Raw genomic sequence first — 25,858 nt, 5'->3', positions numbered from 1 at the left:
GGTTACGCCACGCTTTCGTCGTCGACGTCGTTCGCCGTCGGCTCATAGCGAATGATCAGCAGGAACACGATCGGCGTGACCGCGCTGATCGCGACGACCCAGAACATGTCGGTGCCGAGACGCGCCTGCAGGATCGGCAGCACGAACAGCGCGAGTGCCTGGCCGATGCCGCACAGCGACCGCCCGAAGCCGACGCCGGTGCCGCGGATCGTGGCCGGATACGACAGCGTCGGATAGATCATCATCTGCGCCCCCGGCCCGAAACCTTCGGCGAACAGCCAGGTGCCGAGCATCAGCAGCACGACGCCGACCGCCAATGCGCCGTGCGGATGCCCCGCCAGCGCCAGCGCGACGAGCGCGACCGTTTGCAGCGTAAACCCCGCGATCGCGACATGACGCGACGGATAGCGATACGCGAGTTGCATGCCGAGCAAGCCGCCTGTGAACGCGAACAGCACGTTCAATGCGAGCGACGCCGCGATCGTCTCGAACACGCCCGCGCCGAGGAATTGCGACAGGATCGACGGCAGGAAGAACGCGATCGCCGTGTATTCGAACGGGATGCACAGGTTCATCACGCTGGCGACGATCGTGCGCCCCAGATACGGACGCTGGAACAGCACGCGAATCCGCACCGGCGGCGGGCTCGGCTCGCGTCGCGCATCGTCCGCTTCGTGCGCATGAATGCCGTACGATTCGCGCAGGATCCGCGCGGCATTGGCCAGATCGCCCTGGTTCGCGGCCCACAGCGGCGATTCGTTCATGAAGCGGTTGCGGAACAGGATGATGACGAGCGCCGGCACCGCGCCGAAGATCAGCGACGCGCGCCACAGCCAGCCCGCATGCTCGGCCGGCAGCAGGAAATACAGGCCGAAGATCAGCAGGAAGCACACCGACGACGCGACGTACCACATCGGGCACCACGCAGCGAGCCGCGACGCCTTGTTGCCGCGGCCGTTGAACTTCGAGAATTCGGCGAGGAACGCCATCGCGACGGGCAGGTCGATGCCGACGCCGAGCCCCATCACGAAGCGCGCGGCGATCAGCACCCAGACATTCGGCGCGAGCCCGGCCGCGATCGCCGCGACCACGAAGAACAGCATGTCGGCCATGAACACCTGATAGCGGCCGATCCGGTCCGTCAGCCAGCCGCCGACCAGGCTGCCGAAGATCGTGCCGATCATGATCGCCGACCCGACCAGCCCGGTCAGCGCGGGCGTCAGGCCGAATTCGCGCGCCACGTCGTCGATGCCGTACGACAGCGTCGTCAGGTCGTACGCATCGAGAAACACGCCGCCGAGCGCCAGCAGCACGATCATGCGTGCGTGGCTCACCGAACTGTCCACCGTATTGATCAGGCGCGCGACGTCGCTGGCCGAGCGGATGGGAGAAGACGCCGGCGCGAGCGGGCTCAGATCGATCGAACTCATCGGATTCCTTAGTTTTGTGCCGAATGCACGGCAAGGTCGTCGTGGAGCCGGAAACCGGACAGGTGTGTTCGCGACCATCGCGGCGCCGGGCGAATGCGGCCCCGTCGTCATCGGGTTCCGGCAACGGAAATTCTGTTCCCTCGATCCGGCAATCCCAAGCGATATAAACCGATAAATTAATCGGCGTGCGTCATAAAGTTGCGCGGCAGAGGCGCTTAGCAGCAGCGTGCATGTGCAATCGCGGATTTCTTCGTTAACGGAACGCCTGCGCTTCGTTACATTAGCCCACTACCCTGCCTCTTCGCGGCGCGTTGCCGCTCTTCCGGAGAATTCCCGATGAAGTCGTTCTGGTCCCGCGTGTGGCAATCCGCGGCCGTCGTCGTTGCCGCGCTTGCCGGCCTCGCGTCGATACACGCGCAGGCGGCGACGCCCGCCGAAATCCGCGTCGACTACGCGTACTACTCGCCCGAGAGTCTCGTGATCCGCCACTTCGGCTGGCTCGACGACGAATTCAAGGCCGACCATACGGCGATTCGCTGGGTGCTGAGCCTCGGCAGCAATCGCGCGCTCGAATACCTGAACAGCGGCGCGGTCGATTTCGGCTCGGCCGCGGGGCTGGCGTCGGTGCTCGCGCGCGCGAACGGCAACCCGATCCACACGGTCTACGTGTTCTCGCGCCCCGAATGGACGGCGCTGGTGGTGCGCAAGGATTCGCCGATCCGTTCGCTCGCCGACCTCAAAGGCAAGAAGATCGCCGCGACGCGCGGCACCGATCCGTTCCTGTTCACGCTGCGCGCGCTGCACACGGTCGGCCTGACCCGCGACGACGTCGAGATCGTCAACTTGCAGCATCCGGACGGCCGCACCGCGCTCGCGAACGGCCAGGTCGATGCGTGGGCCGGGCTCGATCCGCACATGGCCGCCGCGCAGCTCGACGACGGCGCGCGCCTGCTGTACCGCAACGTCGCATTCAATACGTACGGCTTCCTGAACGTGCGCGATGCGTTCGCCAGCCAGTATCCGCAGGCGGTCGCGCGCGTGCTGAAGGTCTACGACCGTGCGCGCCAGTGGATCGTCGCGCATCCGGCCGAAACCGCGCAGATCGTCGCCGACGAATCGAAGGTATCGCTACCGGTCGCGAAGCTGCAGCTTCAGCGCAACGACTTCAGCGACCCGGTGCCGGGCGACACGCAGCGCGCGGCGCTGAAGGCCGCCGCGCCGGTGCTGACGGCCGAGCAATTGACCAAGCCGGGCGTCGATCCGGCGAAGATCGTCGATACGCTGCTCGATCCGTCGTTCGCGCGCCCGATCGTCGCCGCGTCGCACTGAGCGTGACGCCGATGACGGACACCACCGCGCGCGGCGACGCGCTCGCGTCCCGCCAACCCGCTTCGCCGCCGCGTGCGGCCCGACGTGACCCGCTGCGCGCGTGGCGCATCGCGGGCCTCGCGCTGCCGTTCGCCGCGCTCGTGCTGCTCGAGGTCGTGGTGCGGCGCGGCTGGCTGCCCGAACATCTCGTGCCGGCGCCGAGCGAGATTCTCGATACGCTCGCGCGAATGGGCGTCACGCGGGTCGCGCGTCACGTCGGCGCGAGCACGCTGCGCGTCGCGGCCGGCTTTGCGGCGGGCGCCGGCCTCGCGCTCGTCGTCGGCGCGGCGATGGGCCTGAGCCGCCGAGTCGATGCGCTGTTCGAACCGACGTTCCAGGCGTTGCGCGCGATTCCGTCGCTTGCGTGGGTGCCGGTGCTGCTGCTGTGGCTCGGCATCGACGAAGCGCCGAAGATCACGCTGATCGCGATCGGCGCGTTCTTTCCCGTTCATCTCGCGGTGGTCGCCGGCATTCGCGACGTCGACCGCAAGCTCGTCGAGCTCGGCGCGGTGTACCGGCTCGGCCCGCTCGCGCTGTTCCGCCGGATCCTGCTGCCCGCCGCGCTGCCGCAGATCGTCACCGGCCTGCGGACCGGCCTCAGCCTCGCGTGGATGTTCATGGTCGCCGCGGAGTTGATCGCGGCCACGCGCGGCCTCGGCTTCCTGCTGAGCGACGGCCGCGAAACCGGACGCCCCGATCTCGTGTTCGGCGCGATCCTGCTGCTCGCGTTGCTCGGCAAGCTGACCGACGGCGCGATGCGTCGCATCGAGTCGCGCTGGCTCGGCTGGCGCGATGCGTTCGACGGCGCGGCGCGCCAGGGCGGCAAATGAGCGCCTCCCCTTCCGTCCGCCCGGCCGCCGGCATCGCCGCGCCGCTGCTCGACCTGCGGATCGCCCGCAAGCTGTATGGCGATCGCACGATCCTGGCCGACATCGCGTTGCAGGTCGCGCGAGGCGAAATCGTCTGCGTGGTCGGCCCGAGCGGGTGCGGCAAGAGCACGCTGCTGCGGATCGTCGCGGGCCTCGACCCGGACTTCCGCGGCAGCGTGACGCTCGATGGCAGCGCGCTGGCCGGGCCGTCCGCGCGCGTCGGCGTGATCTTTCAGGAGCCGCGGCTGCTGCCGTGGCTGTCGATCGCGGACAACGTCGGTTTCGCGTCCGGCGCGCGGGGCGGACGCGATCCGAGCGTCGCGCGGTTGCTCGACGAGGTCGGCCTGGCCGGCGTCGCGCGGCAGCTGCCGGCGACGCTGTCGGGCGGCATGGCGCAGCGAGCCGCGATCGCGCGCGGGCTGTTCGGCGAGCCGGATCTGCTGCTGCTCGACGAGCCGTTCAGCGCGGTCGACGCGATCACGCGGATGCGCTTGCAGACGCTGCTGCTCGAGGTCGTCCATCGGCACCGGATGGCCGCGATCGTCGTCACGCACGATCTCGACGAGGCGCTGTATCTCGGCGATCGCGTGCTGGTGCTCGCGCCGAACCCGGGCCGCGTCGACGATGAACTCCACGTCGACGTCGCACGGCCGCGCGATCGGCGCGATCCGTCGCTGGCCGCGCAGCGCGCGCGGCTCATCGATGCGTTCCAGCGCTTTCACGATCGTGAGGCGCGCGACACCACTGGCATCCCGGTCACGCCGGCGTGACGTCGCCACTTCATCGCGCGGACGCCGACCGGACGAACGCGGCCAGATCGCGATTGAACCGCCCGGCTTCCTCGATGAACGGCGCGTGACCGGATGCCGCGTACACCTTGCTGACGATGCGTGAGTTCAGTGCGGCCGCGCGGGCCAGCGTCGCCTGCGTGTCGACCAGCGCGTCGCGCCCGCCGTAGATGAACAGCAGCGGCACGCGCGCGTGGCCGAGCCCCGCGGCGGCGAATACCGACATCGTCGGGATGGCCTTTTGCATGTCCCACGACGCCATCGCGGCGTTGGCGAGCAAGCGCTCGAACGTCGCGGCATCCGGCCGGCGGTTGAAGCACAGACCGACGAAAGTCCGCTCGCCGTCGAGATGCGTTTTCAGATCCGCCGCATTCATGTCGCGGTACACGTCCGGATGATCGACGATCTGGCCCGGCGCAAGCTCGACCACGCCGTCGACGTACACCGCGCCCGCGATCACGCGGTCGCCGTATTGGGCGAGGTAGTTCGAGATCACCACGCCGCCGAGCGACCAGCCGACCACGACCGGTTTGCGCGCATGCGTGCCGTCGATGACCGCCGCGAGATCGTCGCCCCAGCGGGTTCCGTCGCGATACGGCTGCGCGCCGGACGGCTTGTCCGACAGCCCGTGGCCGCGCAGGTCGTACGTGATGATCCGGAAGCCGCGCAGTTCGGCGCTCTGGACCTGCGCGTCCCAGTTCAGGCGGCTGCCGAGCAGGCCGTGAATCAGGATGACCGGAACGCCGTCCGGGTCGCCGCTTTCCTGAACGGCCAGCTTCACGCCGTCCGTCGACGTCACGGTATAGCTCAGCGGCGCGGCGGCCGCGTCGTACGCCCACGCGAACGGCATCGCCCACCAGATCACGGCAATCAGCCAGCGCATCAGCACTCGGGTATCCATGGTGTTTTCCTCCAGGCATGAACGGACGCCCAGTCTCAACCCTCACACTGATGTAAGAGTCAAGCGGATCGTGCTAACCTGCCCTTCATGAAAAATCCGCCTACCCAGCCACTGCTGACCATCGGCAAACTCGCGCAGCTCACCGGCGCGAGCGTGCGCTCGATCCGGCACTACGACGAGCACGGCCTGCTCGCATCGGTGCGCGCGGACAACGGCTATCGCCTGTTTCCCGACAAGGCTGTGACGCAGGTCAAGCAGATTCAGCGCATGATCGCGACCGGTTTCACCCTCGACGACATTCGCGGCTTTCCGGACTGCATGCTGCTGATCGACGGCGCCCGCTCGTGCGACCAGATCACCGACGTCCAGCGCGAACGCCTCGAAGCGATCGACCGCCAGATCGCCGATCTCGAGAAGCGACGTGCAAGGCTCGTCAAGATGTTGCGGGATGGTGCGGTGCCACCGCTCGATTGATCGATGCGCGGGTTCGCCAGCGGTCCGCCTTTTCCCGCTACGGATACCAGTCCACCCGCGCGCTTCGGGCACAATACGCGCCCTCACCTTTTTGCCGGTGGTCACACCCATGCGCGTCATCGTCGTCGGAACAAGCGGAGCCGGGAAATCCACCTTTGCCAGCGCACTGGCCGCCGCCGCGGCCTGCCCGTACATCGAACTCGACCGGCTCTACTGGGGCCCGGGCTGGACCGCCGTGCCGCCCGCGCAGTTCGACCATGCGGTGCGGGCGGCGACGGCCGGCGACCGCTGGGTCGCCGACGGAAACTACAGCGCGGTGCGTGACGTGCTGTGGTCGAGGGCCACGCACGTCGTGTGGCTCAACTTCGGGCGATGGACGGTGTTTTCCCGTGTGCTGCGGCGCACGATCGGCCGCGGGCTCATGCGCACCCGGCTCTCTCACGGCAACCGGGAATCGCTGCGGATGGCGTTCTGCTCGCGGGACTCGGTGCTGCTGTGGTCGTACACGACGTTCGCGAGAAACCGCGTGAAGTTCGCCGGCTTGCGCGACGACCCGAAATACGCGCATCTGCAATGGACGGAGATCACCAAGCCGTCGCGTACCCGCGCGGTCATCGAGACGCTCGCCCGCGCCAGCCGTTGCGATTGAGCGTGGCACGCACTGCGTCGCATCAATCGTCGAAGGTGCCCTGATATTCCGGCGCGGCATCCGCGCGCGTATTCAGTTCGAACATCACGCCGCCCGGCGCGCGGCAAAAGAAGCGCGAGCCGCGCCCGTTGTTGAAGACGTCCGTCTCCATCGCGACGCCTTCCTCCTTGAAACGCGCGAACAACGCGTGCACGGCATCGAGGCTCGGCAGTTCGAAGCCGACGTGGAAATTGGCGGGCCATGCGGGCACGCCGTCGCCGACGTGATCGATGACGACGTCGAAGCCCGGGCGTTTGAGGATCCAGGATTTTTCCCAGCTTCCCGCTATCGTGAAGCCGAGGTATCGCTCGAAGAATCGGGCGGTGGCCAGCGTGTCGGCGGAGGGAAAGCTCAGGTGGTTCAGCTTCATCGTGGCTGTCGTTTCGGTCATGGTCGCACTCTCCGATGCGGTGGTGGGCGGAGGCCCCATGCCGTGCCGCCCGAGGACTTCAGAATACGAGCGTGGGCTCGCATTCCACAACTCGCATTGGACGCACGGGTGCGCGGGGCGCCAAGCCCGCATGAGGCCGTCGTTCGAGCGATGGGCAATGCGCGGCGCGGGTCGTGCTGCTCGCATTCGGAGCGGCGCGACCGACACGGCGCGACCGGTCGAACCGGTGTGCGTCGAACGACACAGGCCCGGGGTCCGCACACGGGCCCCGGGCCACCGTTCGACCGCGAGTGCCAGGCATGACTGCCGTTGCCCGGCACCCGCGCATCGCTCAACGCTGCGCGAGCCCCATCAGAACTGGTAACCCGCGCCGACCACCGCGCCGAAGTCCGACCGCGTGTTGCCCGTCACCGATGCCTTGACGACCCAGCGGTTGCTCTCCGTCACGTACGAGTAGCCGGCCGCGAAGCCCTGCTGGCCGTGATAGTTCGACGTCGCCGCCGACACCATCGAGCGCCCCGCGCCGGTCGGCTGCGGCAAGCCGGCCACCGCCATCGCCGACGCGACGCCGCCGTACATGTCCTTTTTCAGGTCGTTGAACGAGTTGTACACCTGCCCGATGCGCTGGTCGGTGTAGCCCTTCGCCTGCGTCGACGCCGTCGCGAGGTTGTCGTTCAACTGCTGCACGTTCACCGCGTCGGTCGGCGCCGTGCCGGCCGCGACGTTCGTGACCTGGCGCTCGCTGCCCTTCGCGCCGACCGAGAACGAGTTGTCGCGATCGGCGACGGAGCCCTGGCCGACCGCCACCGCGTTCTTGCCGGTCGCCGTCGCCGTCGAGCCGATCGAACCCGCATCGGCACGCGCGATCCACGTGGTGTTCGCATCGGTCGCGGCCGCGCGGATCTTGTCGTTGGCCGCCACGTTCTTCAGCGCGTTGTTGAACTGGCCCATGTTGACCGCGTCGTTGTCGCTCACGCCCGCCGCGACGCCGGTCAGCACGCGGTCGCCCGCCGTGCCCGAGAAGTTCACGCTCGCGCCGCCCGAATCCTTGCCGACCGTGATCGCGCCGTTCGGGTCCTGCTGCTGCACGAGACCGGCCTTGCCGTTCGCGATGTTCGTCACGCTCCCTTGCAGGTTCGAGATGTCGGTGGTGTTCTTCGACACCTGCTGGTTGGTCGCGTAGAGCTGCGAGCCGTTCACCGCGTCGGTGCTGGTGGCGCCGAGCGTGCCGGCCTGCACGTTGGTGATGCGCGTGCCACCCGCGCCGCCGAGCGTGATCGTGCTCTTCGAACTGTCGTCGTACTGCACCGCGAGCGCGCCGAGCTGGTTCAGGTTCGACTGCACGTCCTTCAGCTGCTTCACGTTCACCGCGTCGGTATCGCTGGTGCCCGCCGCGACGTTCTTCAGCACGACCGCCGACGTGGCGTCGCCGCCGACCAGCGACACCGAATTCAGCCGGTTGCCGCTCGCGTCGACGTCGTACTTGACGACGTTCTTCACGGCTTCGCCGGCCTGGTTCGACACGTTCGTGATCTGCTGCTCGAGCGCGGTCTTCACGCCCGACAACTGGCCGCCATTCACCGCGTCCGTGCTGCCCGCGGCGACGTTGCCGTCGGCCACGTTGCTCAGCTTCGTCGGCGCGCCGCCGCGCGCGGCGTTGAATGCGCCGAGCGTCGGGTCGAATTGCAGCGCATCCTGCTGCAGCCCGGCGATCGCCGCCGTGTTGCCGGCGATATTGGTTTCGGCATTGCCGATGCGCGTTTCGTGATTCGCGAGCGTCGTCGTGTTGCTGCCGACGCGGCCGTCGAGGTTCGTCAGCGCGTCGCCGACGTTGTTGAACGCGCTGCCGCCGATCTTGTAGTTCGGCGCGCCGATCGAGCCGTCCGGGTTCGCCGTCGCGCCGCCGCCGAGCGCGGCCGCGGCGCCGTCGGTCGCGCGGCGCAGTTGCGCGCCGTTCACCGCGTCGGTGCTGCCGGCCGCCACGTTGCCTGCCGCGACGTTGGTCAGGCGCACCGGGCTGCCGCCGTTGCCCGCGCCGAGCGACACCTGCTGCTTGCTCGCATCGTCGTATTTGACCGCGAGCGCATCGAGCTGGCTCGTGCCGTCGTGAATCGCCGCGTTCAGCTGGTCGACGTTGACCGCATCCGTGCCGCTCTTGCCGGCCGCGACGTTGCTGATCAGCTGCGGGCCGTGGCCACCGTGGCTCGCATCGTAGGCGCCGAGGCCCGGGTTCCACTGCAGCGCATCCTGCTGGAGCGCCGCGATGTTGCCGGTATTCGTCGTCACCTGGTTGCCGACGGTCGTGATCGACTGGTTGAGCGTGTCGGTCGCCTTGCCGAGCTGGCCGACGTTCACGGCATCGCCCGCCGCCACGCCGTCCGCCACGTTGTGCAGGCCGACCGGCGCCGTTGCGCCCTTGCCGCCGAGCGTGACGCCGCCGTGCGCATCGTCGTCGTACTGCACCGCGTTCTTCGTCGCGTTGCCGATCTGGCTGGTGATCGACGTGCTCAGGTTGCCGAGCGTCGTGCTGAGGTTGTTCGTCACGCTCGTGCTGAGCGACGCAAGGCCGCCGTTCAACTGGCCGACGTTGACGGCGTCGTGCGGGTCCTTGCCGTCCGCGACGTTGTGCAGCGTCGTGCCGTTGGGGCCGGCGAACGTCACCGAGTCGAAGCCGCTCGCGCCGTCGTACTTGACGTTGCGCGTATCGGCCGCCTGCAGGCCGGCGATGTTCGATGCCGCCGTGCTCAGCGAGCCGTTGATGCCCGTCACGCTGTTCTGCAGGTTCGTGATGTTCGAAGCCGCCGTCGAAATGGACGTCTGCAGCGGCGTGAGGCTGCCCTTCAACTGGCCGACGTTGACCGCGTCGGTATCGGCGACGCCGGCGGCCACGCCGCCGATCGTCGTGCCGGTAGCGCCGTCGAGCGCGATCGCCGCGTGCGAGTCGTCGGTGTATTTGACGACGTTCTGCGTGGCCGTGACGATGCTCGTGCTGAGGCTGTTGCCGACGCTGGTCACACGCTGATCGACGTTCGAGATCGAGGTCGACAGCGCGTTGCCGACCGACGTCACGCGTGCGTCGACGTTGCCGATGCTCGTGCTCAGCGTGCTGTTCACGTTCTTCAGCTGCTGGACGTTGACGGCGTCCGTATCGGCCGCGCCCGCCGCGACGTTCTTGAGCTGACGTTCGCTGCCGATCGCGCCGAACGATACCGCGCCGCCCACCGGCGCGGCCGTGCCGCCGAATACCGGCGTGCCGCCGTTGTTCGCGCCGACGCTGCCCGAGCCGATCGCCACCTGGTTGTTGTCGCTCGTCTGCGCGCCGGCGCCGATCGCCACCGACTGCGTGCCGCCGGCACGCGTTTGCGTGGCCGCGTCGTACGACGCGCCGGCCGATACGCCATCGCTCGACGTCGGGTTCGCGCCGCCGATCGCGACCGAGCGGTCGCCGCTGGCGAGCGCCGAGTGGCCGAGCGCGATCGAGCTCGTGCCGTGCGCATCGGCGACGTTGCCGAGCGCCATCGAGAAATCACCGACCGCCGCCGACTGGCGGCCGATCGCCAGCGAGGTATTGCCCTGGGCGACCGCCACCGTGCCGATCGCGGTGGCCGAGTTCGCCAGCGCCTGCGAGCCGACCCCGATCGCAATCGCGCCGCCACTGCCGCTGCCGCCCTTGCTGCTCGCATTCGACTGGTCGCCGATCGCGATACCGCTGGTGCCGGCCTTCGCATTGGCGCCCTGCGTCACGTTCGCGGTACTGACTGCGACGTAGCTGCCGTTCTTCGTTGCCACGCATAGCGGGTTGGTGCCGTCGATACACTGGCCGTTCAGCGCGTTGTCGGGGTTACCGCGGTCGACGAAATTGTCCGCGTGGGCGGCACCGGCGATCAGCACACCCGCACCCGTGAACATCGCGGCGGCGAGCGCCGAAATCTGCTTCCTCTTCATGGTCTTCTGCTCCGTTGTGTAGCGTCTGGTTTGAATACGGACTACTTACTTTTATTGACAGCTTCGACTTCGATTGCGACTTCGGTTCGGAAACGGATTGCGCTTCACGGCAAGCCATGCCGAGACGACACGCAGCGAGCAGCCGTTTCGACCGGGCGTTCGAAAGCCCGGGGCATGCCGTCGGCTCGATGTCCCGTTTCGTTAATTCGACAACTGACTTAGGAATACGTATTGATTTTCATGGACGAGCTTTTCCCCGACTGAATCCGGAGATTCAACCCGTCGTCATGTACTTCCCCGATTTTTCGCCGCGCTGACCGCGACCCACCACGCTTCTTTTATTTCATCTCCGGCAACCGGAGTTTCACTTCGGTGCAGCGAACCCCGGCCTGGACCGTCATCAATCGATGCGCGAGGCCCGGATCAGGCAACGTCCGTCACCGCTTGCGGTGCTTCCGCTGCCCTGCGCCACCCGTCGTTCAAAGTTCGGACAAATTATGAGACACGGACTTGAATTATTAAAGCCGGCATTCTTTATAGATTGTAAAATTTATATTATTCAAAGGCTTACGCAAAATACACGCATTCCGCAAACGATTTCGCACCGGCGCCGTCATTCAAAATCTTTTATCGAGCGGACAAATACTTTGCCAAAGCGGATTCAAATAATATTTCGTCTGAAAAAGCCAATCGGGAAACGCGGCCGGCCGCGTGTTTTTCACCGGATATACGCGTAAACCACGAGCATCGATGCATATCGACACTTCACGTTCCTGTCGCAAACCGCCATTTTCGATAATTACGCACGCGGAATGGCACGAATGGAGTCGTCATGTCTGGCCGGATTCGAAATATGCTCCTACAATTCCGCTCGCATCGATTCCGGCAGTCGCGGTCATTCCTCGCGCAAACACGGCAATCCCGCGCATCTTTACCGGCTCAGTGATCAAAACAACCCACGCCGTCCGATGCGCCGGGCGGTTGCCTGCCGCGCCGTTTCGCGCTGTCCGGAATCGATGCGGGCGTGCGATGCGATGGATGCATCGCCACAGAGCGGCTTCCGACGTTTCCACCGCACCGGGCAGGCCACCCGCGGAAACGCAGCCAACCGCCTTTTCACAACAGGTGCATGATGCCTTCACCGATCTCCGCATTGAGCGACGCTCATATCCTGATCGTCGACGATCAACCCGACCAGCTCCGGTTGCTGATCGACATCCTGCGCGGCACGGGATGCCGGATCAGCATCGCATCCGACGGCGCGCAAGCGTGCCAGCGCGCGCAGGCGCTGCTACCCGACCTGATCCTGATGGACGTGCGCATGCCGCGCATGGACGGCTTCACCGCGTGCCGGCTGCTCGCCGCCGATCCGCTGACGTGCGCGATCCCGGTCATCTTCCTGACCGTGGCCGGCGCATTGCACGAACGGCTCGAGGGGCTCGAGATCGGCGGCGTCGACTACGTGGTGAAACCGTTCGAGCCGGCCGAGGTGATCGCACGGATTCGCGTGCAGCTCTCACGGCCGAAACGCGAACGGCCGGCCGAGACGGACGCGGCGGACAACCCGTTCGCGGCCGGCAACGACGACGACATCATCGTGCGCGCGGCGATCCGCCACCTGTCGCGCACGCTGAACGATCCGCCGACGGTGGAAGAACTGGCGCGCGCGGTCGGCACGCACGAAAAGCGCTTGTCGCGCGCGTTTCGCGACAATCTCGGCCAGACGGTGTTCGAGTATCTGCGCTTCGAGCGGCTGCGGATCGCGCAGGATCTGCTGGATTCGACCTCGCTCAGCATCGCCAGCATCGCGAAGGAAATCGGCTTTTCGACGCCGGCCAATTTCGCGACCGCCTTTCGCGAACGTTTCGGCATCACGCCGACCGAATGGCGACGCCAGGGCCATGCGGGTGCGCGCACCGCGACCGGCGAGCCGCAACGTCGCGCGTAAGTCGCATGTTCACCAGCTGTATTTCGCGCTGGCCAGCACGGTCCGCTCGTTGCCAAACACGCACACCGCGTACGACTGGCAGCCGCTGACATAACGCCGGTCGAACAGGTTCGCGACGTTCACCGCGAAACGCCAGCGCGGCAGGTCGTAATGGATCGCGAGATCGTAAAGCGTCGCGCTCGGCACCGTCAGCGAATTGTCCGGCGCGCCGGCCGACGCGCTCTGATAGCGCACGCCGCCGCCGACGCCGACGCCGGCCAGCGCGCCCGTGTGCCAGGTCCAGTCGGCCCACATCGACGCCATCTGCCGCGGCAGCGGCACGGACACCGGCCAGTGGTTCAGCGACGCGTCGTTCGCCTGCACGTTCTTGACGTCCTGATAGAGATACGACGCGACGATCGACAGCTCGCGCGTCACCTTGCCGACCGCACTCAGCTCGATGCCGCGCGAGCGCACCTTGCCGGTCTGCACCGACGTCGTGGCGGTCGGATCGAGATTCACCGGCGTCGGCGTCACGACGTTGGTCTGGTCGATCTGATACACGGCCGCGTTCAGCATCAGGTTCCGGCCGGGCGGCTGCCAGCGCAGCCCGGCCTCCGTCTGCACGCCGCGCGTCGGTTTCGGCAAGCCGCCGCCGAACATCCGCACGCCGATGACGGGATCGAACGACGTCGAATAGCTGACGTACGGCGACCACCCGGCGTCGCCGCGATAGGTGAGCCCGACGCGCCCCGAAAACGCACTGACGTCCTGCTGCACGTGCGTGCCCGCCGACCGGTCATCGAACCGCGCATTCACGACATCCTCGCGGCCGCCGAGCGTCAGCGTCCAGCGCCGCCAGCGGATCTGATCCTGCGCATACACGCCGAACGCGTTCATCGCCGTGTACTGGTCGACGTGGCCGAGCGACGTCGGGCCGGAGAAGATCGCGGCCGTCACGGGCCGATAGACGGGGTGGTACAGGTCGAGCGACGGCGCGAGCGCAAGCCATACGCTGTTGGTCGTCGTCTGCCGGTCGAATTGCACGCCGAACAGCAGCGTGTGTTCGAGCGGCCCGGTGCCGAAGCGCGCCTGCGCGTGGTTGTCGATGTCGAGCCGGCTGTAGTTGAGCTGGAACAGCCCCGCGAAACGCATCATGTTCGTCGTGCTGCGGGGCGCGAGGCCGTTGCCGAACACCGTCGCGTCGTCGAGCGACAGGTGCGACCAGCGCACGTCCTGACGCAGCGTCCAGATCGCATTCACGCGGTGTTCCAGCGCGTAGCCGAGCGACCATTGCTTCTTGCGGTAGTCGTTGAACGACGGGTCGCCCATGTAGAGGTCCTGCGACAGACGGCCGTTCGGGTTCGGCAGCACCGTACCCGACGCGGGCAGGAAGTTCGACGAGATGTCGCCGCTGTCCTGCAGGAACGTCGCGGAAAATGTCAACGACGTATCTGCGTTCGGCCGCCACCGGAACGACGGCGCGAGCGCGACGCGCCGGGCGCCGTTCGGGCCGGTCACCGCGTTGCCGTCGCGCGCGACGCCGACGAAGCGGTAGGCGTACCTGCCATCCGGATCGAGCCGGTCGCCGACGTCGAGCATCGCTTGCTTGCGCGCATCGTTGCCGATCTGCACGCCGGCTTCACGCACGCGCTCGCCGTCGGCGAGCTTCGTGTGCGCGTCGACGATCGCGCCGGGCTCGCCCGCGCCATACAGCACCGACGTCGGCCCGCGCAGCACCGCGATCGAGTCGATCGTGTACGGGTCGACGCGCCAGTTCGCGATCACGGCGGTATTCGGCGCCGGCAGGCCGTCGACGTACAGCGTCGGCGTGAAGCCGCGCAGCGCCGCATACCAGTCGGTGCGGCTGTCGGCGCCGAACGTCGCGAAACCCGGCACGTAGCGCAACGCCTGGTTCAGGTCGGCCGCGCCGGTCATCTCGATCTGTTGCGCGGTCACGATGTTGATCGTTTGCGGAATTTCGTCGATCGGCGTGTCGGTCTTGGTGCCGGTGACGGTGCGCCGCGCGACGAGCCCGACGGACGAAGCGTCGGCCGGCCCTCGCACGTCGATCGGCGGCAGCGCGACTGCCGCGGCGCCCGGCGCCGTTGCCTGCGCGTACGCCCCGCCCGCGGCGGCCACGCACATTGCCCCGCCGGCCGCGATCGCCCGCGCGCACCGCCCCGTCCCTGTCTCCGTCCACATCGTGTCGATACTCCGTCTCGTGCTGGGTTGGCCCGTTGGGCCGGATCGGCGGACCGCGCATCGCCGCGTCCGTCCGGTAGTGTCGTCATGGTCTTGATTGCCGTGCTGGCGCAGCCGGTGACGCATGAATCGGTACGCACCGGCCGATTGCGCCGCTCGCGAGCGCAGCGATCATACCGGCCGAACGTGGCACGGTCTTTAAGAAAACAAATCGGCGACGGTCGCGGCACGCAGATTGCTCGTCGCCGGAACCGCATCAGGAACCCGGCGCGGCCGGGCATCGACGTGACACGCACTTCGGGCAGGATTCACATCGGCATTTCAGGCTGGCGCTACCCGGGCTGGCGGGGAACCTTCTACCCCGCCGACCTGAAGCAGGCCAGCGAGCTGCGATACGCATCGGGCCGGATGCAGACGATCGAAATCAACGGCACGCACTACAGCCTGCAAGCGCCCGACAGCTGGCGGCGCTGGTACGCCGACACGCCGCCGGGGTTCGTGTTCAGCGTGAAAGGTTCACGTTACCTGACGCACATGCTGCGTTTTCGTGACGAAACGGCCACGGTCGCGTGCGCGAATTTTTTCGCCCAGGGGCTGTTCGCGCTGAAGGACAAGCTCGGGCCGCTGCTGTGGCAATTTCCGCCGTCGTTGCGCTTCGACCCGGCGCACATGGAGCGCTTCCTGAGCCTGCTGCCGCACGATACGGAGGCGGCGCTCGCGCTCGCCCGCCGGCACGATGCGCGGGTTCGCGAGCCGTATCTGCAGATCGACCGCAAGCGGTCGTTGCGTCATGCGGTGGAAGTGCGGCACGACAGCTTCGTGGACCCGGCATTCGTAAAGCTGCTGCGCCGCCACAAGGTCGCGCTCGTCGTGTCGGATTCGACCGAGGCGTGGCCGCAGCTCGAGGATCTGAGCGCGCGGTTCGTCTACCTGCGGCTGCACGGCACCGAAACGAAGTATTCGGGCGAATACGCCGATGCGGCGCTCGAACGATGGGCGCAAAGAATCGACGCGTGGAGCCGGGGCGCGCAACCGGCCGATGCGCGTCTCGCCGCACCGGCGCTGCAACCGCCGCGTGCGCAGACGCGCGACGTGTACTGCTACTTCGACAACGATACGAAAACGCAAGCGCCGTTCGATGCCGGGCGGCTGATGGCGCGGCTGGGGCTGCATGCGCAGGATGCGGCGGAGTGAAACACTCGGCGAGCTGCGTAGCCGGGAAATGCTGCCGGCGCGGCCAAGCCAGGCTCGCAACATGCTCCCGCATGCGCGGATCGCGCCTTTCATCGCGCCTCGCCGCGCGAGCGGTAAATTTTGCACGACCGGCAATCGGCGTCACGGGCCAACACTGCAAGGAGAAGAACGATGACCCTGCTCATCTACCTGGTCGGATGGATCATTTTCATCGGCGGCGTCGCCTGGGGTTTGATGACGCTGCACGTCTCTCAGCACATCATCGAGATCGTGGCCGTCATCCTGTTCGGCATCGCGGTCATCACCGGAGCGACGCGCGCTCGCAATCGCGACCGGTCCTAGCGCGGCGCGCATGCTGCGAGCGCGTACGCCGCGAGCGGCCGACCGCGACACAGCGCCGGAGTCCGCCGACGGCCACGCGAGCGCCGTCCGCGCCAATCGTGCCGTCCGTCGAGCCGCACTGCGACGACGAGCAACGCGTGACGGCGCTCGCCAGATAGTAGGCAACGCGCGGGTTCTTTGCATCGGCGGCGACAGGTGCGCTACGCTCCATTCGGCCTCGTCTCGCAGGCCGAAATTTAAGCGCTTAAAATCACCGAAGCCGACCCCACGCACGACGGGGTCCATGACATGGAGGATGACGATGAACAGACGATCGATGCTGCGCTGGAGCATCTCGAGCGCGGCGCTTGCGTGCCTCGACCTGGCTGGCCCGCTGCCTGCCTTCGCACGACCCGCGCCACGCAGTGCGACGGCCGGCGGCTTCGCGATGGGGGCCGACATCTCGACGCTACCCGAACTCGAAGCGCATGGCGCGGCCTTCTTCGACGGCGGCGGCGCGCCGCGCGACTGCCTGAAGATTCTCCGCGCGCACGGCGTCGATTCGATCCGGATCAAGGTGTGGAACGATCCCGGCAATCCGGATTTCTTCCCCGCGAACCAGAGCGCTGCGGCGGGCTACAACAATGCCACGCACGTCGTGGCACTCGCGCAGCGCGCGGCCGCGCTCGGGATGCGCATCCTGATCAATTTCCACTACAGCGACTGGTGGGCCGACCCCGGCAAGCAATACCCGCCGCATGCGTGGGCCGGCAAGAATCTCGCCGAGACGTGCGCGCTGCTGTCGGCCTATACGACCGACGTGCTGCGCCAGTTGCAGCGCGCCGGCGTGCGGCCCGAGTGGGTGCAGATCGGCAACGAGATCACGGGCGGCATGCTGTGGCCGCTCGGCCGCTACGATCAGTGGGACAACCTCGCGCAGTTGCTGAAAACCGGTCACGACGCGGTGAAGGCGGTCGATCCGCGCATCAAGGTGATGCTGCATATCGACAGCGGCGGCGACAACGGCAAGAGCCGCTGGTGGTTCGACAGCGCGAAGCAGCGCGGCGTCGCGTTCGACGTGATCGGTCTGTCGTACTACCCGCAATGGCAAGGCGCGCTCGACGATCTGCGCAACAACGCGAACGATCTCGCGGTGCGCTACGACAAGGAGCTGATCGTCGTGGAGACCGCCTATCCGTGGACCACGAGCGACGGCGATTCGGAGCCGAACGCGATGACGAACACCGGCTCGACGACCTTCCCGCCGTCGCCGGCCGGCCAGGCGCAATTTCTCGCGGCGGTCGTCGATATCGTGAAGGGCGTGCCCGGCAATCGCGGCAAGGGCGTGTTCTGGTGGGAACCGGAATGGATCCCGACGCCCGGTGTCGGCTGGAAGCTCGGCGCGGGCGACCAGTGGGACAACAACACGCTGTTCGATTTCCACGGTCGCGCGCTGCCGTCGCTCGGCGCGTTCCGGCAGCGCTGACGCGTCACCGCGCCGCGGCTTCACCGCACCGGCGCATGCCGCGTCAGTGTGGTGAATCGAAGCCGTGGCGCGCCCCGCTCGTGCGGCGTGTGCCGCCCCGCTCGCCGTACGCATCCACCGCGAGCAGCACGCACGCCACGAGCGCGAGCCCGCCGCATCCGGCGAACGTCGCGCGATAGCCGAACAGATCGACGCACGCGCCCGACAGCACACCGGATGCGATCGAGCCGACCCGCGCGGTGCTGAAGAACATCGCGGTCGCGGTGCCAGGGCGCGTGGGCATCAGGTCGCACACGCGCGTCATCCCGAGACACGACGTGATCGCGACCACGCATGCGCTCAGCAGTTGCAGCGGCAGGATCAGGTTCACGCGCGTCACCGTCGCGAGGCCGACGAAATACGCCGCATGCACGAGCGCGCACGCGGTCAGCCAGCGCGCCTTGTCGAGATGCGTCGAACGGATGCCGAGCCACAGCATCATCGGAATCTCGAGCAGCGCGGCGAGCCCGAGCGCGGCCGACACGTTCGCCGGCGTGCCGCCGAGCGCGTGCACGATGTAGAGCGGCAGCACGATCATCGTTGCGTTCGCCGCGAGCCCGATCAGCGTCAGCGCGACGAGTGTGCGCAGCACGCTTGCACGCGTTGCGACGACGACGACCGCTGCACGCGCAGCGTCAGGCGGCGGTGCAACCCGGTCCGGGGTTTGCACGTGAGCTGCCACGGGCCGCCGCGCCGGCTCCGGAATCCGCGCGACGATCGCCGCGCACGCGACGAAGCCCGCGGCAGCCGCCAGAAAGAGTCCGGTAAAACCCGTCTGCGCGAGAATCAGCGCACCGAGCGCGGGGCCGAACACCCACGCGATCGACAGCATCGTGCGCAGCGCGGCCGACGCGAGTTCGCGCTGCGCATCGTCGGCGACGGGCAGCACCGCACGCGCGACCGAAAAGATCTGCGACAGCGACACGGCGCCCGCGCCGAGCAGGATCGTGCCGGCGGCGATCACCGGCCCATGCGCGCGCAGCACGCACAGCAGCGCGAAGCCGAGCGCGGCCGCCCCGAGCGACACCACGAGCAGCGGCCGGTGCCGCTCGCGTCGATCCGACCAGCGCCCGGCCCACGTGCTCGCGACGACGCCGCTCGCCGCGATCGACGTCATGAAGATGCCGGCCAGAAACGGCGACATGCCCGCCGCCTCGACGCCGAACAGCGACAGGTACGGCGCCGTAAACGACATCGCGACGCCGAGCATCAGCGCCGCCGCGGACAGCGGCACGAAGTGCTCGATTCCCGCCAGGCGCGCGAAATGCAACAGCAGCGGCCGCAACGACTGCATCGCGTCAGTCCGGCTCGACCCAGGCGGCGACGTCGACCGCGCCGAGGTCGCGATTGCCGAGGACGAACGTGGCACCGCCCGGCGCGGGCAGCATGCACGGCGTGTCGCCGTAGTTGAACGCGAACGTCACGCGCCCGCGTCGGCGCAACCGCACACCGTCCGGCATCGCGCGCACCAACAGGCCAGCATCGCTCGCACAGCGGGCGACGATCGCGCGCAACAGCGTGCGGTCGAAACAGGCCGTCGCCATCGTCACGCGACCGCGCCGCACGAGTGCGGGCACGCCGTCGTCGCAGGCGGCCACCACGTCTGCGCCGCGCGCTGCCTCCATATCGACGTGATCGCGCCATTTCAGCGCATGGCCGTCGATGCCTTCGAACGACACACGCGGCGCGAGCGACGGCCGTAGCGACTCGACCTGGCCGATCCGCACCGGTAGCACATCGCGCAGCTTGCCCGGTGCGAGACCCGGCGCGATCGCGAATTCAGCGGTGCGTGAACCCGTGCGCGGCCCGAACAGCCAGTGTGCGTGTCCGCTCGCGGCCTGCTCGACGATGCGATCCGTGACGACCGGCAGCGTCGGCGCGACGACGAGCGCGTAACGCGACACGTCGGCGCCGGCCGCGACGATGTCGACGTCGAGGCCCAGTTCGCGCAGCGCGCGATACCAGTCGAACGCATGCTGCTGATAGTCGAAATCGGCGCCGTGCGGCTGGATCCGGATCATCCAGTCGGCCTCGTAGTCGAACAGCAGGGCGACACGGGCCGCATCACACTCGCCGGCGACGAGCGCGGGATCCAGCGCGGCGATTTCACGTGCGACGCGCGCCACTTCGTGGCCGCCCGGCGCCAGCCGGTCGTCCGGCGCGTTGAGCCCCGAGTGCAGTTGCTCCTGCGCATGCGGATACTGCCGCCAGCGAAAATACGACACGAGCTCCGCGCCATGCGCGAACGCTTCCCACGTCCAAAGCCGCACCGCGCCGGCGTGCGGCACCGGGTTGTACGGTCCCCAGTTGACCGGCCCCGCCTGCTGCTCCATCACCCACATCCGGCCGTTGCCGACGCCACGATACAGGTCGTGCGAGAACGCGGAGACGTCCGGATGCCCGGTGCGGGCCCAGCGTTGCTTGTCCGCTTCGTCGAGCGGCAGCACTTCGGTACGCGGCACCGGATAACTGTCCCACGCGGCGACGTCGAGCCCGCTTCGCGCGAATGCGTAATGATCGAATTCGGTGAAAAACCCCATGAAGTTGTGCAGCACGTCGCGGCCGGGCGCGTGCGGGCGGATCGCATCGACCTGCACCGCATGGAACCGCGCGACCTCGTCCGACTGGTAGCGCCGGAAATCGAGCAGATGCGCGGGATTCGCGTCGGTCGGCGTATGGCGCGGCAGCTCGATCTCGTCGAAGCCGCGATACTCCATGCTCCAGAACACGTTGCCCCACGCGCGGTTCAGCGCGCCGATATCGCCGTAACGCGCGGCGAGCCACGCACGAAAGCCGTGGAGCGCCGCACGCGTATAGCTCGGCAGCGTGTTGTGACAGCCGATTTCATTGTCCGTCTGCCACGCGATCACGGCCGGATGCGCGCCGTAGCGCCGCGCCATCGCGTCGACGATGCGCACGCAATGCGCGCGATACACCGGGCTCGCGATGTCGTAATGGCGACGCGAACCGAACTGCCGCACCGCGCCGTCCGCGCCCACCGGCAGGATCTCCGAATGGCGATCGACGAGCCATTTCGGCGGTGCCGCGGTCGGCGTGCCGAGCACGATCTTCAGGTGCTGGCCGGCGAGCGTGTCGATCGCTTCGTCGAGCCACGCCCAGTCGTAGCGGCCGGGCTCCGGCTCCATCCGGCTCCACGCGAATTCGGCGATCCGCACGCGCGTCAGGCCGAGTTCGGCCATCCGCCGCGCATCGCGCGCCCATTGCTCGCGCGGCCAGTGTTCGGGGTAATAGCAAACGCCGAGATGCATCGTGGATTCCTTGCTGAAGAAAGAGGATGGGACGGATCAGCCCTTCGTCGCGCCGAACGTGAGCCCCGCGACGAAGTGCCTCTGCATCGCGAAGAACATCGCGACCGACGGCAGCGCCGCGAGCACGGAGCCGGCCGACACGATGTTCCAGGCGGTCGTCCACTGCCCTTTGAGCGCGGCGACGCCGACGGTGATCGGTGCCGCGTCGTCGCCTTGCGTGAGGCACAGTGCCCAGAAGTAGTCGTTCCACACGAACGTGAACACGAGGATCGCGAGCGCCGCGAGCGCGGGCCGCACGAGCGGCAGCACGACGCGCCAGTAGATCGCCCACTCGGACGCGCCTTCGACGCGCGCGGCCTCGATCAGCTCGAACGGCAGCTCGCGGATGAAGTTGCGCAGGAACAGCGTGCAGAAGCCGGTCTGGAACGCCGTGTGGAACAGCACGAGCGCCCACACGGTGTTGTACAGGCCGACGCCGAGCATGATCTGCCGCACCGGAATCATCAGGATCTGGATCGGCACGAAATTGCCGGCGACGAACAGGCCGAGCAGCACGAGATTGCCGCGGAACCGGTAGTTCGCGAGCGCATGCCCGGCGAGCGACGCGAGCAGGATCGACGCGGCGACCGACGGCACCGTGATCAGGAGGCTGTTCGCGAAATAATGGAGCATCGGCGTTTGCGTGAGCGCGGCGCCGTAGTTGTCGACGAGCGCGAACTGCTTCGGCCAGCGCCAGTAATCGCCGGCCACGATCTCGTCGGTCGAGCGGATCGACGTGACGAGCACCGCGAGCAGCGGCACGAGCCACAGCGCGAGCGCGCACGGCAACGACAACCGGTACAGCAGGCGGGCGGGACGTCCCCAGCGGGACACGGGCATCGGGTACATGTTGGTGGTCCTTGCTGTGGTCCTTACGACTCGACGCGCACCAGCTTGCGCAGCTGCCACACGATATAGACGAGCATGATCGCGAACAGCACGACGGCGATCGCGGCCGAATAGCCTTCGCGGTAGTACTTGATCGCCTGGTCGACCATGAAGTACGCGAGCACGGTCGAGCTGTCGAACGGGCCGCCGCCCGTCATCACCGAGATCAGGTCGAAGCTGCGCAGCGCGCCAATCACGGTCAGCACGACGGCCATGAACGTCGCGGGCCGCAGTTGCGGCAGGATCACGTGCCACAGCAGCGTGAAGCCGCGCGCGCCTTCCATTCGCGCCGCCTCGACGATCTCGCCGTTGATGCCGGTCAGCCCGGTCAGGTACAGGATCATGCAGAACGGAATCTGCGGCCACAGCGCGGCGGCGATCACGCCGTAGGTCGCATAGCGCGGATCGCCGAGCACCGGGATTCCGTGCCCGACGATCAGCTTCAGCAGCCCGAACGTCGGGTCGTAGAACCACGAGAACACGAGGCCGACCACCACACCCGGCAGCACGAACGGCGCGAAGAACAGCGACTTCACGAGCCGGATGCCGAACACGTTCTGGTTCAGGTACAGCGCGAGCGCGAGGCCGAGCGGCGGCGCGGCGAGAAACAGCACGAGCCACAGCACGTTGTTCTTCAGCGCGACGGTGAACGTGTCCGACTGCAGCAGCTCGCGATAGTTGTCGAGCCCGGCGAACGTCATCGGCGTCATCCCGTCCCAGTGATGGAAGCTCAGCCAGATGCTGCTGACGATCGGATACAGCACGAACACGGTGAAGAGCGCGAAACCCGGCAGCACGAACCACAGGGCCGCGCGGTTGCGCCGCCGCGCGAGCGACGCGCGCGCAGGCCGCCGCGGGCCGGCATCGCGGCGCGCGGCGCTTTCGGACAGGCTGGTCGACATGAGATGGCCTTCGATGAAACGAACGTACAGTGACAACGACGCACCGGGCCGGCACCCACGCCGGCCCGGCCGCGCGCTACTTGCGGTAGATGCGCTTGCGGGTCTGTTCGAGGCGCTGCAGGATCGCGTCGAGCTGCGTCGGGTCGGACAGGAACTGCTGCATCGCCTTCATCCCCTCGTCGGCCATTTCCTTCGTCATGTCGCGGTCGTAGAACTGCGCGATGCCGCCGGGCGTCGTCGCGAGCGTGCGGAAGCCGATCTTCGAGATCGGGTCCTGCGGCTCGGGCGCCTTGTTGTTCGACGGCAGTTGCCCCATCCCCTTCGCGAACTCGCCGTTGACCGCCGGCTGCCCCATGAACGCGAGGAAGCGCCGCGCATCGGCCTTGTTGTGCGCTTTCGCGGGAACGATCAGCACGTTGACCGGGCCGTCCTCGGCGAGCGGCACCGATGCATCGATCACCGGGAATCGGAAGAAGCCGATCGGGTTGCGCGCCGCGCTCAGCAGTCCTGCCGAATACCAGGTGCCCATCAGCGTCATCGCTGCCTGGCCGTTCACGATCAGCGGGCTCAGCGAATCGACGTCGTAGGACAGCGCGTTGTCGATGAAATACTTGTCGTCGATCAGCTTCTTCCAGGCCGCATACACCGCACGCACGCGCGGATCGGTGTACGCGACGTCGCCGGCCATCAGCTTCTGGTGGAACGCATAGCCGTTGATCCGCAGGTCGAGATAGTCGAACCACGCGGCGAGCGTCCACGCATCGCGCGCGGCCACCGCGATCGGCGCGATGCCGGCCGCCTTCAGCTTGCGGCACGCATCGAGAAACTGCGGCCAGTCGGCCGGCTCGCCGCGGATGCCGGCCTTCTCGAACAGGTCCTTGCGGTAGAACAGGCCGTACGCGTCGTAGCCGAGCGGCAGGCTGTAAATCTTGCCGCCATACGTCGACGACTGCTTCACGGACGCATACGTGTCGTTCCAGCCGTTCTTCTGCCAGTCCGCGCCCAGGTCCTCGATCAACCCGCGCTTCGCGAAATACGCGAGCCGCTCGCCGTTGTTCCAGCTCAGCACGTCGGGCGGATCGGTCGCGAGCCAGCCGGACATCTGCACCTTGTACGCCTCCTCGCCGACGTAGCTGATCTTCAGGTCCACGTCGGGATTCGCCTTGTGGAACTGGTCGAACACGGCCTGCCACGTCGCGCGCTGGTTGCCGCGCGCCGCGACGTTCACTTTCAGCGTGCCCGCGTCGGCCATACCTGCGGCGCACGCCGCGGCGGTCGTCAGGGCAAGCAGCAGTCGGCTCGCACGAAGTCTCATCGTTGTCTCCTGGTATTGGTGTGATGGGTGCCGCGTCGCGCGCGGCCGGTCTGCGCCGCGCCCGCTAGGCGAACGCCGCTTCGGCGTGAAGCGCCGGCACCGCGATGCCGGCTTCGTCGAACAGATGGCAGCGCGAAGGCGACACGTGGAACGCATGCCGCTCGCCGCGCCGTAACGCCGCCTGTCCCGGCAGTTTCGCGAGCAGCGGCACGCCGCCGGGCTGGTCGAGGTGGACGTATGCGGCTTCGCCGAGCTGCTCGACGAGCGCGACGTCGCGCACGAGCGCCGGCAGGTCGGTGTCGCTTGCCGCCCCGATCGTCAGGTGCTCGGGGCGAACGCCGAGCGTCACGCGCGCGCCGCGGCCGACGTGGCGCGGCAACGCGCGATCGCGCAGCGTCAGCGTCTCGCCGGTGCCTTCCAGCGTCAGCCGGCAGCCGTGCGCATCGCCCGCGTCGACGACGGCCGGCAGAAAATTCATCCGCGGCGAGCCGATGAAGCCCGCGACGAAGCGGTTGGCCGGCCGGTGATACAACTCGAGCGGCGCACCGGCCTGCGCGATGCTGCCGAAGCGCGCGACGTCGTCGCCCGCATGCAGCAGCACGATCCGGTCGGCGAGCGTCATGGCCTCGATCTGGTCGTGCGTGACGTAGACCGAACTCGATTGCGTGAAGCGCGCGTGCAGCCGCGCGATTTCGACGCGCGTCTGGCCGCGCAGCGTCGCGTCGAGGTTCGACAGCGGCTCGTCGAACAGGAACACGCGCGGCTCGCGCACGATCGCGCGGCCGATCGCGACGCGCTGGCGCTGCCCGCCGGACAACGCCTTCGGCTTGCGATCGAGCAGCGCTTCGAGCTGCAGCACGCGCGCGGCCTCGGTCACGCGGCGGCGGATTTCGTCCTTCGGCGTGCCGGCGATTCGCAGTCCGAAACCGATGTTGTCGAACACGGTCATGTGCGGAAACAGCGCATAGCTCTGGAACACCATCGCGACGCCACGCTCCGCGGGCGGCGTGTCGTTCATCCGTGCGTCGCCGATCCGCAGCTCGCCCTCGGTCACGTCCTCGAGCCCGGCGATCATCCGCAACAGCGTGGATTTTCCGCAGCCCGACGGACCGAGAAACACGCAGAATTCATGCGACGCGATCTCGAGGTTCACGTCGCGCAGCACCGGCGCATGGTCGCCGTAGCGTTTCGAGACGTCCTTCATTGAAATGGCGGTCATCGCGCTCTCCTCTCGCCGGTCACACGCATCGGACCGGAAAATTTAAACGCTTAAATTTTAGTGGCGCGATTCGCCCGGTTCGCCGTACCATGTCGTCTCCTTCCTCTGATGTGTCGAGAAATTAGCGTATCGGCCGTCCCTGTGCAACTTGTGGGACGCACTCCCAGAATATGAGCAGACACTCTCCCGCTTCACTTCCG

20 protein-coding genes are annotated in these 25,858 nt (G+C 67.6%); 9 read left to right on the top strand and 11 right to left on the bottom strand.

Annotation, left to right across the window (positions count from 1 at the left end):
- Window positions 1–2 precede the first annotated feature (2 nt).
- Window positions 3–1,430, bottom strand: a complete 1,428-nt coding sequence (locus H0X91_RS01930; protein ID WP_062911694.1) for an MFS transporter — start codon at window positions 1,428–1,430, stop codon at window positions 3–5.
- A 336-nt stretch (window positions 1,431–1,766) separates the two neighbouring features.
- Between H0X91_RS01930 and H0X91_RS01925 the strand changes: the two genes are divergently transcribed.
- From H0X91_RS01925 to H0X91_RS01915, 3 genes are read left to right on the top strand one after another with little or no spacing between them, the layout of a single operon-like run.
- A complete protein-coding gene (locus tag H0X91_RS01925) occupies window positions 1,767–2,759 on the top strand; it encodes an aliphatic sulfonate ABC transporter substrate-binding protein (protein ID WP_006483326.1) in 993 nt (330 codons plus the stop codon).
- Between the two features lie 11 nt (window positions 2,760–2,770).
- Window positions 2,771–3,628, top strand: coding sequence for an ABC transporter permease (locus tag H0X91_RS01920; RefSeq protein WP_048985841.1), 858 nt, complete (start codon window positions 2,771–2,773; stop codon window positions 3,626–3,628).
- Complete coding sequence (locus H0X91_RS01915) at window positions 3,625–4,437, top strand: ABC transporter ATP-binding protein (protein ID WP_058903916.1); 813 nt, start codon at window positions 3,625–3,627, stop codon at window positions 4,435–4,437. Before H0X91_RS01920 ends, H0X91_RS01915 begins: the two co-directional genes overlap by 4 nt.
- A gap of 10 nt (window positions 4,438–4,447) precedes the next feature.
- Here H0X91_RS01915 and H0X91_RS01910 read toward each other — a convergent pair whose 3' ends face one another.
- Window positions 4,448–5,356 (bottom strand): alpha/beta fold hydrolase, encoded by a 909-nt coding sequence (locus tag H0X91_RS01910; RefSeq protein ID WP_062911696.1) that lies wholly within the window; start codon window positions 5,354–5,356, stop codon window positions 4,448–4,450.
- Between the two features lie 87 nt (window positions 5,357–5,443).
- Here H0X91_RS01910 and H0X91_RS01905 point away from each other — a divergent pair, with 87 nt between their 5' ends.
- A complete protein-coding gene (locus tag H0X91_RS01905; RefSeq protein ID WP_006483333.1) occupies window positions 5,444–5,830 on the top strand; it encodes a MerR family transcriptional regulator in 387 nt (128 codons plus the stop codon).
- A gap of 109 nt (window positions 5,831–5,939) precedes the next feature.
- Window positions 5,940–6,479, top strand: a complete 540-nt coding sequence (locus tag H0X91_RS01900; protein WP_006498118.1) for a hypothetical protein — start codon at window positions 5,940–5,942, stop codon at window positions 6,477–6,479.
- A 22-nt stretch (window positions 6,480–6,501) separates the two neighbouring features.
- On the opposite strand, the gene H0X91_RS01895 is transcribed toward H0X91_RS01900, so the two are convergent.
- Both H0X91_RS01895 and H0X91_RS01890 read right to left on the bottom strand, forming a co-directional pair.
- On the bottom strand, window positions 6,502–6,909 hold the full coding sequence (locus tag H0X91_RS01895; protein WP_006483322.1) for a VOC family protein: 408 nt from the start codon (window positions 6,907–6,909) through the stop codon (window positions 6,502–6,504).
- Between the two features lie 351 nt (window positions 6,910–7,260).
- Complete coding sequence (locus H0X91_RS01890) at window positions 7,261–10,854, bottom strand: YadA family autotransporter adhesin (RefSeq protein ID WP_062911697.1); 3,594 nt, start codon at window positions 10,852–10,854, stop codon at window positions 7,261–7,263.
- 1,132 nt (window positions 10,855–11,986) lie between these two features.
- Here H0X91_RS01890 and H0X91_RS01885 point away from each other — a divergent pair.
- Window positions 11,987–12,802, top strand: coding sequence for a response regulator (locus H0X91_RS01885; RefSeq protein WP_080467000.1), 816 nt, complete (start codon window positions 11,987–11,989; stop codon window positions 12,800–12,802).
- A 9-nt stretch (window positions 12,803–12,811) separates the two neighbouring features.
- Here H0X91_RS01885 and H0X91_RS01880 read toward each other — a convergent pair whose 3' ends face one another.
- Window positions 12,812–14,986, bottom strand: coding sequence for a TonB-dependent siderophore receptor (locus H0X91_RS01880; RefSeq protein WP_196432764.1), 2,175 nt, complete (start codon window positions 14,984–14,986; stop codon window positions 12,812–12,814).
- 285 nt (window positions 14,987–15,271) lie between these two features.
- Between H0X91_RS01880 and H0X91_RS01875 the strand changes: the two genes are divergently transcribed.
- The 3 genes from H0X91_RS01875 to H0X91_RS01865 all read left to right on the top strand — a co-directional run bounded on the left by H0X91_RS01875 (window position 15,272) and on the right by H0X91_RS01865 (window position 17,987).
- Window positions 15,272–16,180 (top strand): DUF72 domain-containing protein, encoded by a 909-nt coding sequence (locus H0X91_RS01875; protein ID WP_058903910.1) that lies wholly within the window; start codon window positions 15,272–15,274, stop codon window positions 16,178–16,180.
- A 171-nt stretch (window positions 16,181–16,351) separates the two neighbouring features.
- On the top strand, window positions 16,352–16,522 hold the full coding sequence (locus H0X91_RS01870) for a hypothetical protein (protein WP_006397039.1): 171 nt from the start codon (window positions 16,352–16,354) through the stop codon (window positions 16,520–16,522).
- A gap of 301 nt (window positions 16,523–16,823) precedes the next feature.
- Window positions 16,824–17,987, top strand: a complete 1,164-nt coding sequence (locus tag H0X91_RS01865; RefSeq protein WP_196432763.1) for a glycoside hydrolase family 53 protein — start codon at window positions 16,824–16,826, stop codon at window positions 17,985–17,987.
- A gap of 43 nt (window positions 17,988–18,030) precedes the next feature.
- Here the strand turns inward: H0X91_RS01865 and H0X91_RS01860 are convergent, their stop codons facing one another.
- The 6 genes from H0X91_RS01860 to H0X91_RS01835 all read right to left on the bottom strand — a co-directional run bounded on the left by H0X91_RS01860 (window position 18,031) and on the right by H0X91_RS01835 (window position 25,658).
- Window positions 18,031–19,320 carry a sugar efflux transporter gene (locus H0X91_RS01860; RefSeq protein ID WP_196432762.1) on the bottom strand — a complete coding sequence of 430 codons (1,290 nt, stop codon included), beginning with the start codon at window positions 19,318–19,320 and terminating at the stop codon, window positions 18,031–18,033.
- A gap of 4 nt (window positions 19,321–19,324) precedes the next feature.
- Window positions 19,325–21,295 (bottom strand): beta-galactosidase, encoded by a 1,971-nt coding sequence (locus H0X91_RS01855; RefSeq protein ID WP_196432761.1) that lies wholly within the window; start codon window positions 21,293–21,295, stop codon window positions 19,325–19,327.
- Between the two features lie 36 nt (window positions 21,296–21,331).
- Complete coding sequence (locus tag H0X91_RS01850; protein ID WP_006482010.1) at window positions 21,332–22,183, bottom strand: carbohydrate ABC transporter permease; 852 nt, start codon at window positions 22,181–22,183, stop codon at window positions 21,332–21,334.
- A gap of 23 nt (window positions 22,184–22,206) precedes the next feature.
- Window positions 22,207–23,124 carry a carbohydrate ABC transporter permease gene (locus H0X91_RS01845; RefSeq protein WP_012493718.1) on the bottom strand — a complete coding sequence of 306 codons (918 nt, stop codon included), beginning with the start codon at window positions 23,122–23,124 and terminating at the stop codon, window positions 22,207–22,209.
- A 76-nt stretch (window positions 23,125–23,200) separates the two neighbouring features.
- Window positions 23,201–24,439, bottom strand: a complete 1,239-nt coding sequence (locus H0X91_RS01840; protein WP_034203472.1) for an ABC transporter substrate-binding protein — start codon at window positions 24,437–24,439, stop codon at window positions 23,201–23,203.
- 64 nt (window positions 24,440–24,503) lie between these two features.
- Window positions 24,504–25,658 carry an ABC transporter ATP-binding protein gene (locus tag H0X91_RS01835; protein ID WP_196432760.1) on the bottom strand — a complete coding sequence of 385 codons (1,155 nt, stop codon included), beginning with the start codon at window positions 25,656–25,658 and terminating at the stop codon, window positions 24,504–24,506.
- Window positions 25,659–25,858: the final 200 nt, after the last annotated feature.

It is taken from the genome of Burkholderia sp. 9777_1386 (assembly GCF_015712265.1).
GTDB classification, from domain to species: domain Bacteria; phylum Pseudomonadota; class Gammaproteobacteria; order Burkholderiales; family Burkholderiaceae; genus Burkholderia; species Burkholderia cenocepacia.
Note: the sequence above shows the minus strand (reverse complement) of the source record. Positions and strands in the feature narration are given on the sequence as shown.

Bases quoted from the DNA above. Each gene is read 5' to 3' on its own strand.
- H0X91_RS01930 (WP_062911694.1), bottom strand. From the start codon at position 1,430: ATGAGTTCGATCGATCTGAGCCCGCTCGCGCCGGCGTCTTCTCCCATC.
- H0X91_RS01925 (WP_006483326.1), top strand. From the start codon at position 1,767: ATGAAGTCGTTCTGGTCCCGCGTGTGGCAATCCGCGGCCGTCGTCGTT.
- H0X91_RS01920 (WP_048985841.1), top strand. From the start codon at position 2,771: ATGACGGACACCACCGCGCGCGGCGACGCGCTCGCGTCCCGCCAACCC.
- H0X91_RS01915 (WP_058903916.1), top strand. From the start codon at position 3,625: ATGAGCGCCTCCCCTTCCGTCCGCCCGGCCGCCGGCATCGCCGCGCCG.
- H0X91_RS01910 (WP_062911696.1), bottom strand. From the start codon at position 5,356: ATGGATACCCGAGTGCTGATGCGCTGGCTGATTGCCGTGATCTGGTGG.
- H0X91_RS01905 (WP_006483333.1), top strand. From the start codon at position 5,444: ATGAAAAATCCGCCTACCCAGCCACTGCTGACCATCGGCAAACTCGCG.
- H0X91_RS01900 (WP_006498118.1), top strand. From the start codon at position 5,940: ATGCGCGTCATCGTCGTCGGAACAAGCGGAGCCGGGAAATCCACCTTT.
- H0X91_RS01895 (WP_006483322.1), bottom strand. From the start codon at position 6,909: ATGACCGAAACGACAGCCACGATGAAGCTGAACCACCTGAGCTTTCCC.
- H0X91_RS01890 (WP_062911697.1), bottom strand. From the start codon at position 10,854: ATGAAGAGGAAGCAGATTTCGGCGCTCGCCGCCGCGATGTTCACGGGT.
- H0X91_RS01885 (WP_080467000.1), top strand. From the start codon at position 11,987: ATGCCTTCACCGATCTCCGCATTGAGCGACGCTCATATCCTGATCGTC.
- H0X91_RS01880 (WP_196432764.1), bottom strand. From the start codon at position 14,986: ATGTGGACGGAGACAGGGACGGGGCGGTGCGCGCGGGCGATCGCGGCC.
- H0X91_RS01870 (WP_006397039.1), top strand. From the start codon at position 16,352: ATGACCCTGCTCATCTACCTGGTCGGATGGATCATTTTCATCGGCGGC.
- H0X91_RS01865 (WP_196432763.1), top strand. From the start codon at position 16,824: ATGAACAGACGATCGATGCTGCGCTGGAGCATCTCGAGCGCGGCGCTT.
- H0X91_RS01860 (WP_196432762.1), bottom strand. From the start codon at position 19,320: ATGCAGTCGTTGCGGCCGCTGCTGTTGCATTTCGCGCGCCTGGCGGGA.
- H0X91_RS01855 (WP_196432761.1), bottom strand. From the start codon at position 21,295: ATGCATCTCGGCGTTTGCTATTACCCCGAACACTGGCCGCGCGAGCAA.
- H0X91_RS01850 (WP_006482010.1), bottom strand. From the start codon at position 22,183: ATGTACCCGATGCCCGTGTCCCGCTGGGGACGTCCCGCCCGCCTGCTG.
- H0X91_RS01845 (WP_012493718.1), bottom strand. From the start codon at position 23,124: ATGTCGACCAGCCTGTCCGAAAGCGCCGCGCGCCGCGATGCCGGCCCG.
- H0X91_RS01840 (WP_034203472.1), bottom strand. From the start codon at position 24,439: ATGAGACTTCGTGCGAGCCGACTGCTGCTTGCCCTGACGACCGCCGCG.
- H0X91_RS01835 (WP_196432760.1), bottom strand. From the start codon at position 25,658: ATGACCGCCATTTCAATGAAGGACGTCTCGAAACGCTACGGCGACCAT.